Here is a 15,397-nt window from a genome sequence, read left to right on the forward strand (position 1 = left end):
TTATACAATGAGAAGAATATTACTTTTAGCCACCATCGCATTTTTAGCTGCTTGTTCAAAGCCGAAAGATAAAAAAACCGAATTGGCAGACCTTAAAAAACAGCGTACTGAGTTAGATAGTAAAATTGCCAAACTAGAAGCTGAAGTGGGCACTAAAGATTCAGTCGCAGTAAAAGAAGTAAGTGTATTAGACATCACGCCTTCTGTATTTACAAATTACGTAGAAATTCAGGGGAAAGTGGATGCTGATCAAAATGTATTCATTAATCCAGAGACCCAAGGTATCGTAACTGCAGTATATGTATCTATTGGTCAACAGGTAACCAAAGGCCAAGTGGTTGCTCAAATAGACGATAATGTATTACGTCAGAGCATAGCACAATTGCAAACACAAATAGACTTGGCCACAAATTTATACAATCGCCAAAAAAATCTTTGGGATCAAAAAATCGGCACAGAAGTACAGTTTTTAAATGCTAAAACACAAAAAGAAGGTTTAGAACGTCAAATGAATGTTTTACGTAGCCAACAATCGATGTATAAAATTAAATCTCCAATTTCAGGAGGCATTGAGCAAATGGATTTAAAAGTTGGTCAGGCCGTAATGCCAGGAATAAATGCCATTAGAGTAGTAAATTCAAATAGCTTAAAAGCAAAAGCACTTGTTGCTGAATCGTATTTGGGTAAAGTTGGTCAAGGCGACGATGTTAAGGTTGTTTTCCCAGACTTGGCAGATAGTTTAACCACAAAAGTTTCTTTTGCCTCTAGAGTAATCGATCCCGCTTCACGTAGTTTTAATGTAGAAGTTAAACTTCCTTCGAACAGTAAATACCGTGCAAACATGATTGCCATTTTAAAAGTGGTAGATTATAAAAATAGCAAAGCCATTGTTATACCGGTAAACACCATTCAAAAATCGGAAAGCGGATCTTATGTACTAATTGCCGAGAACGGAAAAGCAAAACGTGCGGTAGTTACCATCGGAAGAACAATTGACGGAAAAAGTGAGGTGTTATCTGGCTTAAAAGCAGGCGATAAACTCATCGTAACTGGAATAGAAAATATGAACGAAGGCGACACAGTTAAGTTTTAAGCCCAGTCGCAATACGCTATACTCAATACGCTATACCCTTATAACGCAAAAAAATGAAAGACGTTAACAAAGAATTCGGCCCCTCAAGTTGGGCGATAGATAATAAGACAGCCATTTATGTGCTGACAATTATGATTACCATTGCCGGAATTTTTGCCTATAATTCTACTCCAAAAGAGAATTTTCCAGAGGTAATTATCCCCAAAATATTTGTCCAAACCGTATATCCAGGTACTTCTCCAGAAAATATGGAGAACTTGGTAACCAAGCAATTAGAGAAACAAATTAAATCTACACAAGGATTGAAGAAGATTACCTCTAATTCGTACCAAGATTTCTCTATTATTACGGCAGAGTTCGGTACAAATGTGGATATCAAAGATGCCAAACAACGGATTAAAGATGCGGTAGATAAAGCAAAAACAGATTTACCAAACGATTTACCAGATGATCCGGTAGTGATGGATATTAATTTATCCGATCTACCTATTATGTATTTGAACATCTCTGGCGATTTTGATTTGAAAAAATTGAAACAATACGCCGATGATATTCAAGACCGCGTAGAAGCATTACCAGAAATTTCGGGTGTAGATATTGTGGGCGCCTTAGATCCAGAAGTTCAAATCAACGTAGACATGAATAAAATGTCGGCCGCACAAATTTCCTTTACCGACATTCAAAATGCTGTTGGTTACGAAAATTTAACTGCATCTGGTGGTACTGTAAAAATGGATGGCTTGCGCCGTACCTTAAACATAAAGAAAGAGTTTAAAACTGCCGAAGAAATTGCAAATCTTATCATTAAAACGCCAACTGGCGCTGCAGTTTATCTAAGAGATATTGCCGAAGTAAAAGATTCGTTCAAAGAACAAACCAGTTACTCCCGTTTATATGGTAAAAATGTAATCACTCTTAACGTTAAAAAACGCTCTGGACAAAACTTAATCGAAGCTTCTGATAAGATTAATGAAATTCTTAAAGACATGAAGGCAACAGTCTTGCCTAAAGGTTTAGAGATTAAAGTTACAGGTGATCAATCAGACCAAACGCGCGTTACACTACACGATTTGATTAACACCATTATTATCGGTTTCGTATTGGTAACCATTATCTTAATGTTCTTTATGGGCGTTACAAATGCAATATTTGTGGCTTCATCGGTACCGTTATCGATGTTTATTGCGTTTTTAGCAATGCCCATTTTAGGCGGTATATTTGGCTTTAACTTCTCGATGAACATGATTGTACTCTTCTCATTCTTATTGGGATTGGGTATTGTGGTAGATGATGCGATCGTAGTTATTGAAAACACACACAGGATTTTCGACAATGGAAAAGTGCCAATCGTTAAGGCTGCTAAAATGGCTGCTGGAGAAGTATTTTTACCTGTATTCTCAGGTACCTTGACTACCCTAGCTCCCTTCGCACCTTTATTGTTTTGGCCAGGCATTATCGGTAAATTTATGTTTTTCTTACCAGTAACGTTAATTGTTACCTTATTAGCCTCGTTAATTGTAGCGTATATCATCAACCCTGTATTTGCGGTCGATTTTATGGCACATGATGATCACGAAGCTGCTAAAAAGCCGAGGTTTGACAAGAAATTACGTAAAAACGTGCTGATTTTAGGTGGAATAGCGCTCGTTGGGTATTTAATTAATATGGGATTGGGTAATTTTATGATATTTATTATCTTACTATACCTTTTAAATCACTTTGTATTAACGAATGCAGTAAAAAAATTCCAACAAAAATTATGGCCAGCTTTCCAAAACAAATATGTGAAAGTATTGCACTGGGCAGTTGAACATCCAAAAAAATTAATCTGGGGTACATTCGGATTATTCTTTGGTACCATTTTCATATTTATGGCTTTGGTAATGAGTGGCCGACAAAAAATCATCTTCTTCCCTTCAGCAGATCCTAATTTTGTGTATGTATATGTTGGATTACCTGTTGGAACCGACCAGGCCTATACCAATGAAGTGGTTAAAAAAGTAGAAAAAAGGGTAACAGAGGTATTATCGACCAATGGAAAAGTAGATCCAGTGGTTACGTCTATCATTTCTAATGTAACTAAAGGGGTAACCGATCCGCAGGATGAAGATCAAGGCGAATATCCTAACCGTGGTAAAGTAACCGTTTCTTTCGTCGAATTTGGAAAAAGAAATGGCGTAAATACTTCTGAATATTTAGGCAAAATCAGAGCTTCGTTGCAGAACATTCCTGGTGCCGAAATCTCGGTTGCGCAGGAACAAGGTGGCCCACCAACAGCCAAGCCAATAAGCATCGAAATTACAGGCGATAATTTAGATTCGATTGTAAATACATCTGAGCGCTTACAGAAATATTTGGTGAGCAAACAAATTGCTGGTGTTGAAGAATTAAAATCAGATTTTCAAAACAATAAGCCAGAGGTGATCTTTAACATCGATAGAGAAAGAGCTAACCGCGAAGGCATCTCGTCTGGACAGATTGCGATGGATCTACGCGCTGCTTTATATGGTCGCGAAATTTCGAAATTCAGAGATGATAACGAAGATTACGAAATTAACGTACGTGCTAAGGATGATCAAAAAAACAACCTCGAAGCCCTAAGAAACATGAAAATGACCTATCGTGATATGGCAATGGGTGGTCAAATCAGACAGGTACCCATTTCATCTTTCGCCGATATCCAGTATGTAAATACGTATGGTGGCATTAAACGTAAGCAACAAAAGAGAATCATCATTCTATCATCGAATGTATTAGGCGAATTTAACCCTAACCAAGTGGTGCAAAATGTTACTCAAGAAGTTGCGCAGTTTAAAGCCCCAGCTGGAGTAGAGATTAAAATGGCAGGCGATCAAGAAGAACAAGCAGAAACCATGGGCTTCTTAGGCACTGCATTCTTAACAGCTATCGGATTAATCCTCATTATTCTAGTAACGCAATTTAACTCGATCAGTAAGCCAATTATCATTTTGGTTGAGGTATTATTCAGTTTAATCGGAGTACTAGGTGGGTGTATATTGTTTAACATGCCCTTCTCGGTAATGATGTCGATGCTGGGTATTGTAGCTTTAGTAGGTATTGTGGTAAGAAATGGTATCCTTTTAGTAGAGTTTACTGATTTGATGGTAGAACAAGGCATGAGTGTTAAAGAAGCGGTAATTGAAGCTGGTCGTACACGTATGACCCCGGTATTACTAACCGCAACGGCAACCATGTTAGGCTTAATACCATTGGCAGTTGGCTTAAACATCGACTTCGTAACCCTATTCTCAGATTTCAATCCACATCTATACTTTGGTGGTGATAACGTTGCCTTCTGGGGGCCGTTATCTTGGACAATGATTTTTGGGTTAAGCTTCGCAACCTTCCTAACCTTGATTCTGGTTCCGTGTATGTATATCGTAATGGATAAAAACTCGAGAGCAATTAAGGGGTGGTTTAAGAAAAAACCTGTAGTGGTTGCTGAAGAAAAAGCTGAGGAGAAAGAATAGGCTAATGGTAGATGGTCAATAGCTAATAGCAATAAAAGTCGTCAAGAAATTGGCGACTTTTATTGTTTAAACGGGTTTATGCATCCAACTACTGGCCTCATCGGATTCGCGTTAAGAAAATTAATGGGCCTGGCCGAAAGAAATAAAAGCTGTTTGAGCGAAGCGAGTTCTTTTATTTCCGGCCAAAACCTTTAATTTTTAGCGAAGGGGATGAAGCCTTGATTTTTTTGTTTCTTTTTGTATCAAGACAAAAAGAAAAGAGATCTAACGAATCGCACTAATCTTCGCCACCAACACTGTAATTACCAGCCCAAAGCAGCCAATTACCGCATACGAATATTGCAAGCTAGACAAGGCCGAGATATACCCAATTAAAGGCGGCCCCATTAAGAAGCCAAAATAACTTACTCCAGATACCATCGCCAATGCAATTCCAGGCGCCACTTTGGTATTGCTTCCAGCGATGCTGTATACCATGGGTACAATACCCGAAACACCAATACCTACTAGCATAAAACCAAGAGTTGCAGGTACGATGAAAGGAAAGAGTACTGAAATAAACATTCCGGTCGAGATTATTATTCCACTTACCTGAAGCGAGCGTTTTCTGCCAAAGCGTGCAATTACTTTATCGCCCAAAAACCTTCCGCACGCCATCATAATCATAAACGAAGCGTAACCTAAAATAACAAGCGAATGGGGAGCATTTACAATGTCTTTGAAATACACACCGCTCCAATCGAACATCGCTCCTTCGGTAGCCATGCTGCAAAAACCAATAACGCCTAACTGCAGTAATACACCTTGTGGCTTAGTAAATAGCCTTGCCTTTTCACTTGTCTTCGGCTTCTGTTTAGCAATTAAATAGCGGTAATTGATGAAAATATGAAACCATGCCAGCAGCGCAACGATCCAAAAATGGATTAATGGCGAAAAGTGAAGATTAACCATCAATAAGCCAACCAATGCCCCTGAGAAGCCCCCCACGCTCCAAGCGCCATGAAACGACGTCATAATCGGCTTTCCATAATAAGTTTCGCCTGCAACACCCTGTGTGTTTAAAGCGATATTACAAAGGTTGCCAGATACACCTAACCAAAACAAGAATAGGCCCAACTGCCATCCTGTGGTGGACAATGCCAAAATTGTTAAGGCAAAGGCATATAGTGGTGTAGCCAGGGTTAGCATTCTCCGGCTCCCAAAAGCAGTGGTAAGACGGCCAGAAATGGGCATGGTAACAAGCTGTCCTAATGGTAAAGCCAATAAGATGCTTCCCAACTCGGCATCTGAAAGCTGTAAAGCAGATTTTAAATCAGGGATTCGGCTTGCCCAGGAAGCAAAAACAACTCCTTGACCGAAATAAAATAACGATATGGCTAAACGGACACGCTTTTTGGTATAGGGACTATGTAAGTTCAATTCTTGTCCATTTTCCCCTGCCCGTCTTACATCTTCCATTAGCTAGCGCTATATATGTATCGCTCTATTCTCAGTAGCGGCCATGGCAGCTTCTTTAAGTGCTTCTGTATAAGTTGGGTGTGCATGGCAAATTCTAGCAATATCTTCGGCCGAAGCACGGAATTCCATAGCCACTACGGCTTCAGCAATCATATCTGCGGCACGTGGACCAATCATATGTACACCTAAAACTTCATCAGTAGCTTCATCCGCTAGCACTTTTACAAACCCATCGGTATCCATACTTGCTTTAGCTCTTCCGCTTGCTTTAAAAGGGAAAGATCCCGTTTTATATTTCACTCCAGCCGCTTTTAATTGTTCTTCGGTTTGCCCTACTGAAGCAACCTCTGGCCAAGTATACACAACTCCTGGAATTAAGTTATAATTAATATGTGGCTTTTGACCCGCAATGGTTTCAGCTACGTAAATTCCTTCATCTTCTGCCTTATGCGCTAACATGGCTCCTGTAATTACATCGCCTATGGCGTAAACCCCTTTAACCGAAGTTTCTAAATGTGCATTAACCGGAATTTTCTTTCCACGCTCTTCTACCGTAATTCCAATTTTATCGAGGCCTAAACCTTCGCTATAAGCTGTTCTGCCTACGGCAACAATACAATAGTCGGCTTCAAACTTGATCGATTCGCCCTTTGCATTATCTGCTGTTACGGTAACGGTTTTACCTTTTGTAGTTGCGCCAGTTACTTTGTGGCCCATAAAGAACTCCATACCTAACGATTTCTTTAAAACCCGTTGTAATTCTTTTCCTAAGCCAGCATCCATGGTCCCAATTATGGAAGGCATAAATTCTATTACAGAAACTTTTGTACCTAAACGGGCGTAAACAGAGCCTAATTCTAACCCAATTACACCGCCCCCAATTACCACCATAGTTTTAGGAACTTCAGTAATGTTTAACGCTTCGGTAGACGTAATAATTCGTTTTTTATCAATAGGCAAAAATGGTAGCGCAGTAGGTTTAGAGCCCGTTGCGATGATTACGTTTTTTGTCGTTAGGGTTTCTGTTGTACCATCCGCCTTGGCAATCGAAATGGTATTTTTATCCACAAAAGAACCTACACCTTCAAAAGCATCAATTTTATTTTTCTTAAACAAATAGGTAATACCTGCGGTATTTTGTAAAACTACATCGTTTTTACGTGCAATCATTTGCTTCATATCAACCTTTAAATCTTTAAGGTTAATACCATGAGTCGTAAAAGTATGTGCTGCATTATGAAAATGCTCTGACGAATCTAACAAGGCTTTTGATGGAATGCAACCTACATTTAAGCAAGTACCACCATAGGTTTTATATTTTTCTACTACTGCCGTTTTTAAGCCTAATTGTGCACAGCGAATGGCACCTACATAACCGCCCGGACCCGAGCCAATAACAACTACATCGTATTGCATATTTTAAAGAATTTTATAATACAAAGGTACGCAATCTGTTGAGAAATTTGAAGTATAATTGGTTGGAAAGTTGAAAGGTTGAAAAATGCTATGCCCCTAAGAATGACTACGGAAGAAAGCTTAAACAATTAAAACATTTCAACTTTACACCATTTTAACACCCCTCCTGTAACTTATTTATCGCCTTGCAACAATTAACACCGTATTTTCTATATTTATACTTTAATTCAGCTTAAATCACCAAATCCAGTATCATGAAGAAGTTAAGTTTTTGCCTGCTATTTGTTTTATGTCTATTTTCAACAGCCTATGCACAAGAAACCGATTCGGCTTATGTAAGAAGTCATTACACCAAAATAGAGCGCCAAATTACCATGCGCGACGGTGTTAAACTATTTACATCGATTTACCTGCCGAAAGATCAAAGTAAAAAATATCCCTTTTTAATGTCGCGTACCCCTTATACAGTTGCCCCTTATGGCCAAGACAACTACAAACTCAGCTTGGGAACTTTTCCCGCTTTGATGAAAGAAGGTTTTATTTTTGTGTACCAAGATGTGCGTGGGCGATGGATGAGTGAAGGAAATTTTGAAGATATTAGACCGCAAACGCTAAAAAAAGGTCCGAAAGACATTGATGAAAGTACCGACACCTACGACACGATTGATTGGTTAATTAAAAATATTCCAAACAACAATGGCAAAGTAGGCATTTCTGGTATTTCATATCCTGGATTTTATTCAACTACCTCCTTACCTAACGCCCATCCTGCACTAAAAGCAGTTTCGCCTCAGGCACCTGTAACCGATTGGTTTATTGGTGATGATTTTCATCATGGAGGTGCGCTATTTTTAATGGATGCCTTTAGATTTATGACCAGTTTTGGTGTACCCAGACCGAAGCCAATTACACCAGATAAAGGACCAAAACCTTTTAAATTTGCCATTCAAGATAATTATCGTTTTTATTTAGAAGCGGGTTCGGTTAAAAACCTTAAAGAAAAATACTTTGCCGATAGTATCAAGTTTTGGAACAACTTATTTAAACATCCTAATCTCGATACCTTTTGGAAAGCGCGCTTAATTACTCCCCATTTAACGAATGTAAAACCTGCAGTTATGGTGGTGGGTGGATTTTTTGATGCCGAAGATGCGTATGGTACTTTTGCGACCTATAAAGCCATCGAAAAACAAAACCCAGGTGCCAATAACATTTTGGTGGCTGGTCCGTGGTTTCATGGAGGCTGGGTACGTAGTGCCGGAAGTAGCTTTGGCGACATTCAATTCGGTCAACCTACTAGCACTTATTACCAACAAAATTTAGAGTTGCCTTTTTTCAAATATTACCTTAAAGGCGAAGGCGATTTTAAACCTGCCGAAGCTAATATATTTGTATCGGGGAGTAATGAGTGGAAAAAATTTAGTGCTTGGCCACCCTTAGCTACCGAGAATAAAAACCTATATCTTCACCCTAATGGCAAATTAGCCTTCGAAAAAGTAGGTCGCACCGATAGTTGGGACGAGTATGTGAGTGATCCCGCAAGTCCAGTTCCTTATCAGAATGGTGTTCAAGCCAGTCGCACAAGAGAATATATGGTAGACGATCAACGTTTTGCAGCCCGACGCCCCGATGTTAAAACCTATCAAACCGATGTTTTAAAAGAAGATGTTACATTAACTGGCCCGGTTTTAGCCAATTTAGTTGTTTCTACTACCGGAACGGATGCCGATTATGTGGTGAAGTTAATTGATGTATATCCAGAAGATGCCCCAAATCCCTCACCAAATCCTACTGGCGTAATGATGGGGGGCTACGAAATGCTGGTCAGAGGTGAGATTTTACGCGGCAAATACCGCAATAGTTTCGAAAAACCAGAACCATTTGTTCCAGGAGCTATCACCAAAGTAAGCTATGCCCTACCCGATGTGGCGCATACCTTTAAAAAAGGACATCGAATTATGATTCAAATTCAAAATTCATGGTTCCCATTGGCGGATAGAAACCCTCAAAAATTTATGAACATTTATTTGGCCGAGCCTAAGGATTTTCAGAAAGCAACACATAAAATTTACCACGACACTAATAACAGTTCGTTTATAACTGTTAAAGTTTTAAAACCATAATTAATGAAAAAAATACTAGTATCACTATTTATACTTTTCGTATTTTATATTAACGCAAACGCACAGCTTTTAAATAGAAAGCAGACCTACACCAAGGCCGATACCTTACGTGGCATGCTTACCCCTTTACGCACCTGTTACGATATTAACTATTACCACTTAGATGTGAAAATTGATTTGGAAAACAAATCGGTAAGTGGAAGCAACGAATTTGCGTTTACAGCAACACAGGATTTTACGAAGCTGCAATTCGATTTATTTGCCAACTTAAAAATCGACAAAATAGTATATAGAGGCGTAGAATTACCCTACACACGCGAATTCGGGGCGGTATTTATAACTTTCCCTAAAATGATTAAAAAAGGTAGTAAAGACCGATTCACGGTTTGGTACAATGGCAATCCGCCAATAGCGCGTAACCCACCATGGGACGGCGGCTTTATTTTCAAAAAGGATAAAAGTGGAAACCCATTTGTGTCGGTAGCCTGTCAAGGTTTAGGGGCCAGTGTGTGGTGGCCAACTAAAGACCACCAAAGTGATGAGGTAGACAGTATGTTAATTAGCATCGCTGTACCTAAAGATTTGGATGAAGTATCAAATGGCCGTTTACGTAGCATTGTAGACAAAGGTGACGGTTATCGCCAGCACAATTGGTTTGTAGCTAATCCGATTAATAATTATACCGTTTCGTTCTATATTGGTAAATATGCACATTGGACCGATACATTTAATGGGGAGAATGGACCGCTATCGATAGATTTCTGGTCGCTTAAAGAAGATAGTGCCATAGCTCGTCCGCATTGGGATGCGGATGTAAAACCAATGCTTGCCGCTTTCGAACATTGGTTTGGCCCTTACCCCTGGTATAAAGATGGCTATAAATTAGTGCAAGCCCCTCATTTAGGGATGGAACATCAAAGTGCGGTAGCCTATGGAAATCAGTTTAAGAAAGGATATTTAGGCCGGGATTTGTCGGGTACAGGCTATGGCTTAAAATGGGATTATATTACGGTTCACGAGAGTGGGCACGAATGGTTCGCCAATAATATAACCACAAAAGATATTGCCGATATGTGGGTTCACGAAGGCTTTACCAGTTATTCGGAAGCTTTATTTACAGAATATACCCAAGGTAAAAAAGAGGGAGAAGCATATTTAATTGGCTTAAGAAGAGGAATTGGTAATCGCGGACCGATTATTGGTCCTTATAATGTAAATAAAGAAGGTGATGGCGATATGTATCCGAAAGGCGCTAATTTACTGCATACTATTCGTCAGCTTATAAATAATGATGAGAAATTTAGGGGTATTTTGAGGGGGCTTAATAAGAAATTTTATCATACCACCACTACTTCTGCTGAAGTAGAAGCTTACATTGCAAAGCGAAGCGGATTAAAACTGGATAAAGTTTTCGATCAATACCTGCGTAATGCGAAAATACCAGTATTAGAATATAAAGTGGAGAATGGCATTGTTCAATATCGGTGGATTACCGATGTAAAAGGTTTCGATATGCCAGTGAAAATTTCGCTAAAGGCAAATTCCTATACCCTGGTCTATCCAACAAACGAATGGAAAATTAGTAAAGTGGATAATTCGGTAACCATGGATACTTTTAAAGTAGATCCTGGTTTTTATGTGAGGATTCGAAAAGTAGCGAATTAGCTAATTTTTTAATGCAGATGCAACGTTTTAAACCTTACTATCGTCTTATAATAAAATCTAAAACAAAAACATAAAAAAATGAACCGTAATTTTATATCCTTTAGCCTTATTTTGGCATTTTTATCCTTAACAGTAGCACCTGTTTTGGCAGATCAACCTATTGTGGTTAAGTTAGCTAAACAAGACGAACGCGTAGTAAAAAACTTTAATGGGGTGGCCGCTGGCGGTCCGATACACGTTGTTGTTACGTTAGGCAGTACCGAAAGTTTACGTTTTGAGGGCGACACTGATGCGATTGCAACACTAATAACTGAGGTTAAAGGAAATATATTAGTTATCAGACCCCAAAACAGCTGGACCAGCTGGGAAAGAAAATATCAGAATAAGAAAATTACCGCTTACGTAACAGCTAAAACCATTAAAAGTTTAACCATGAGCGGAAATGGATCAATGTCTGTAAAAGGAAAAATAAAAACCACAGAACTAGCAACTACGTTAAGTGGCTCAGGGAGTATTTCGGCAAGCGCGGATGTAACTAGCTACACGGGTGTAATTAGTGGATCAGGAAATTTAAATATTTCGGGCAGCGCCAAAGATGCTAGTATTGTAGTTAGCGGATCTGGTTCGTTTACCAATAAAGGATTTTCTGTGGGTAGCCTATCATCGGTAGTGAGCGGTTCAGGTACAGTAAATGTGAATGCCGAAGACAATATCGAAGCCGTAATTAGCGGTTCAGGCTCAATCAACTATAGCGGAAACGCAAAAGTAGAGAAAAGAGTAACGGGCTCTGGTAGAGTTAGAAAAATATAATATGCGTTACACTTTTTTCGCCCTACTATTTGTAATAAACCTCAGTTCAGCATCAGCTCAAAACACCACCTCCCTTCCCTCGAACGAAGCGAGTGCGATTAGCCCTTTCATCAATCAATACCAATCTGATGAGACCATGCTGAATAGAAAGTATACGCTAAAACGTTCTGAAGAATATTTTTTGCGCATGCAAAGTTTTTACACCGGCTGGATAACTAAATTAAAAGCCTTGCCGTTTGAGAAGTTAAGCGTTAACGAACGAGTAGACTATACGTTGATTAAGCGTGATATTAATGTTGACGCAAGGGCGTTACAAGCCAACTATACCGAATTTAAAAGCAACAATTTTACCATCCCTTTTGTAAAAACAATACTAGATTTCGAGAAAAAACGTAGAATTGGAACCCAACAAGATGGCGCTAATACAGCATTGCTATTTGCAAAACTTAAAGACGATATTAATGCCACTGCTGAAGCTGTGAAGTCTAAACAGCTAGTTATAAGCCCACTTCAAGCTAATTGGGCACAGCAAACGGTTAATCAATATACAAATGTATTTACAGAAGCCTATCGATTTTATGATGGGTACGACCCACAATTTACCAAAGCAACTAAAAGCATCTATCAAGATGTGGTACGAGCATTGGGAGATTACGCTAGCGAACTTGGTAAAACTGCAAAACTGTCGGTTACCAAAGACGATGGAAGTGGCATTTTAGGGAATCCGATTGGTCGGACAGCTTTTTTAAGCTTGTTAAACGACGAAATGATTGCGTATACACCTGAGCAAATTGAAGCGATCGCTAGGAGAGAGTTTGCTTGGTGCGATGCAGAGATGATTAAAGCAAGTACAGAAATGGGCTTTGGCAGCGACTGGAAAAAGGCGCTCGAAAAGGTAAAAAACGATTATCCTGCATTGGGAAAACAACCTGAACTCGTATTTGAATTGGCCAACGAAGCGATAGATTTTGTAGAAAAGAATAAGTTGGTAACTGTTCCTGAAATGGCTAAAGAAGGTTGGAGGATGCGCATGTTAAGTCCACAAGAGCAATTAACCGCCCCATTCTTTTTGGGTGGTGAGTCTGTGCTTATCGCTTACCCCACTGAGGATATGAGTGAAGAGAGCAAAATGATGACCTTGAAAGGAAATAATAGACACTTTTCTCGGGCAGTTGTTTTTCATGAATTAATACCTGGACATAACTTGCAATATTATATGCAAAGCAGATATAAACCCTATCGCAGAGGCTTTAGCACTCCATTTTGGACTGAAGGTTGGTCGCTCTACTGGGAAATGCTCCTTTGGGATAAAAATTTCCCTAAATCGCCTGAAGACAAAATCGGGATGTTGTTTTGGCGCATGCACCGCTGTGCGCGGATTATCTTCTCCATGAATTATCATTTAAACAAATGGACGCCTAAACAATGTATCGACTTTTTAGTAGAGCGAGTTGGGTTTGAGCGTGCAAATGCCGAGGCCGAAGTGCGCCGATCGTTTACTGGAGGCTATGGCCCACTTTATCAAATCGGCTATATGTTAGGGGGACTAGAATTTAGAGCTTTACATAAAGAATTGGTAGCCAGTGGCAAAATGACCAATATCCAATTTCACGATCGCATTTTAAAAGAAAATAATATGCCAGTAGAAATGGTCCGTGCACTTTTAACAAATCAGCTGCTGCCCGAAAATTTTACTACAAAATGGAAGTTTGCTGGTGACATAAAATAATACTCCAAATGGCGCTAACACTCAAACAAAGGGGATATTTTGTTGTTTCCATCCCCTCCTACACTTGTGTATGGCATAATGCACAATTTATTTAACAATTTTTAAGACTGCAATTAATCGTAAAACGTTACAAATAAGACGACTAAAAGTTCAACTCTGTTTTGGTATAGCTATTGAATAGTATGAGTAATATACACTTATATATCTTCAAATCTTATGAAAACACAATTATTAAAAACGTTACCACTTGCAGTTGTTGCATTATTTATTGGAACAAATGTTAACGCCCAACAGGTCGCTACTCCTTTAAAACCCATGTTTAAAACATGGTCTATTGGCGTAAACGCAGGTGCACTTTCTCCTGTTTCACCCTTTAGTGGAAAGGAAGATTTCTCTAACTCTTCAAAACCAGAATTTGGATATGGATTGTACATCAAAAAGCAAATTACGCCGTATTTTTCGCTACGTGCAGATGGTTTAAGGGGCTCCTTGAAAGCAGACAATGCCGAGCCTTACAATGATGGTACATTCAATACGAGTCCTTACTCTTCTTTTAACACGGATATTAACTATTCAGCAACTTTAAGCGCTGTAATTAATATGTTTAATTGGAGTATGTTTAAACAACAAAATGGTGCACAATTTTACGCTTCAGCCGGAGCAGGCTTTGTACATTTCACTACAACTACTACCACTAAGACGAATGTAACCGCAACCAACAAAGAAGTTAACAACACTGTTATTCCTGTTGGTGCAGGGATAAAATTTAGGTTATCTAATAGCATTAACTTAGACCTAGGAGCTACCACAAATTTTGTAAATGGCTCAAAACTAGATGGCTATACTACTGCAACGAATGATAAGTATACTTACGCCTATGGGGGATTGGAATTTGTATTTGGAAAAGGAGATCAGCAGTTAGCCTTTTTTAGTCCAACAGCTGCAACCTACGATGAAGCTTTAGCAGCTAAAAATGCTGCAAACGCCTTAAAATCTGATTTAGATGCGCAAAAAGCAGAAAATGCAAAACTACGCACCGAGATGAATACTTTAGTTTCAGATCTATTAAAAGATAGCGATGGTGATGGTGTAGCCGATAAATTGGATAAATGTGCAGGTACACCTACAGGTACTGTGGTAGATGGTGCCGGTTGTCCACTTAAAGTTCCTGCTCCACAAATTACTGAAAGAGTGATCATAACAGAAGCTGATCGTAAAGTAGTTGCTGATGCCATTGCGAACCTAGAATTTGATTTAGGAAAAGCAACCATTAGACCGAAATCGTATGCAACACTAAATAAAGTTGCTAGTTTGTTAGTGGATAAAAACTTTAGCTTAAAATTAGCGGGACATACCGACAATACAGGTTCAGATCAGTTAAATATGCGTTTATCTAAAGATAGAGCTGAGTCTGTAAAAGCATATTTAGTTGCTAAAGGTGCAAATGCAAGCAGAATCGAAGCTATAGGCTTTGGCGAAGGACAACCTATCGCTACAAATGCTACCTTAGAGGGGCGCCAACAAAACAGGAGAGTAGAATTTACACTTTATTAAACGAATTAACACACAAATAGAAAGCGCCCCGAATTTTGGGGCGTTTTTTTGTTTTATA

Annotated in this window: 9 protein-coding genes; 7 read left to right on the forward strand and 2 right to left on the reverse strand. The window is 39.1% G+C overall.

Features of this window, described 5'->3' with window-relative positions; all coding sequences use genetic code 11:
- Nucleotides 1-7 precede the first annotated feature (7 nt).
- Both WG904_RS02525 and WG904_RS02530 read left to right on the forward strand, forming a co-directional pair.
- Nucleotides 8-1,093: an efflux RND transporter periplasmic adaptor subunit gene (locus WG904_RS02525; protein WP_339577705.1), complete on the forward strand. Its 1,086-nt coding sequence runs from the start codon at nucleotides 8-10 to the stop codon at nucleotides 1,091-1,093.
- Between the two features lie 53 nt (nucleotides 1,094-1,146).
- A complete protein-coding gene (locus WG904_RS02530; protein WP_339577706.1) occupies nucleotides 1,147-4,584 on the forward strand; it encodes an efflux RND transporter permease subunit in 3,438 nt (1,145 codons plus the stop codon).
- A gap of 264 nt (nucleotides 4,585-4,848) precedes the next feature.
- On the opposite strand, the gene WG904_RS02535 is transcribed toward WG904_RS02530, so the two are convergent.
- Nucleotides 4,849-6,042 carry an MFS transporter gene (locus tag WG904_RS02535; RefSeq protein WP_339577707.1) on the reverse strand — a complete coding sequence of 398 codons (1,194 nt, stop codon included), beginning with the start codon at nucleotides 6,040-6,042 and terminating at the stop codon, nucleotides 4,849-4,851.
- 9 nt (nucleotides 6,043-6,051) lie between these two features.
- Nucleotides 6,052-7,458 carry a dihydrolipoyl dehydrogenase gene (lpdA, locus tag WG904_RS02540; protein WP_339577708.1) on the reverse strand — a complete coding sequence of 469 codons (1,407 nt, stop codon included), beginning with the start codon at nucleotides 7,456-7,458 and terminating at the stop codon, nucleotides 6,052-6,054.
- A gap of 254 nt (nucleotides 7,459-7,712) precedes the next feature.
- Between lpdA and WG904_RS02545 the strand changes: the two genes are divergently transcribed.
- The 5 genes from WG904_RS02545 (at nucleotide 7,713) to WG904_RS02565 (ending at nucleotide 15,339) form a co-directional block, all read left to right on the forward strand.
- Nucleotides 7,713-9,581, forward strand: a complete 1,869-nt coding sequence (locus WG904_RS02545) for a CocE/NonD family hydrolase (protein WP_339577709.1) — start codon at nucleotides 7,713-7,715, stop codon at nucleotides 9,579-9,581.
- A 3-nt stretch (nucleotides 9,582-9,584) separates the two neighbouring features.
- Nucleotides 9,585-11,246: a M1 family metallopeptidase gene (locus WG904_RS02550; RefSeq protein WP_339577710.1), complete on the forward strand. Its 1,662-nt coding sequence runs from the start codon at nucleotides 9,585-9,587 to the stop codon at nucleotides 11,244-11,246.
- A 78-nt stretch (nucleotides 11,247-11,324) separates the two neighbouring features.
- Nucleotides 11,325-12,056, forward strand: a complete 732-nt coding sequence (locus WG904_RS02555) for a head GIN domain-containing protein (RefSeq protein WP_339577711.1) — start codon at nucleotides 11,325-11,327, stop codon at nucleotides 12,054-12,056.
- 1 nt (nucleotide 12,057) lies between these two features.
- On the forward strand, nucleotides 12,058-13,785 hold the full coding sequence (locus WG904_RS02560) for a DUF885 family protein (protein WP_339577712.1): 1,728 nt from the start codon (nucleotides 12,058-12,060) through the stop codon (nucleotides 13,783-13,785).
- A 216-nt stretch (nucleotides 13,786-14,001) separates the two neighbouring features.
- On the forward strand, nucleotides 14,002-15,339 hold the full coding sequence (locus tag WG904_RS02565; RefSeq protein ID WP_339577713.1) for an OmpA family protein: 1,338 nt from the start codon (nucleotides 14,002-14,004) through the stop codon (nucleotides 15,337-15,339).
- Nucleotides 15,340-15,397 lie beyond the last annotated feature (58 nt).

It is taken from the genome of Pedobacter anseongensis (assembly GCF_037482965.1).
GTDB lineage: Bacteria > Bacteroidota > Bacteroidia > Sphingobacteriales > Sphingobacteriaceae > Pedobacter > Pedobacter anseongensis.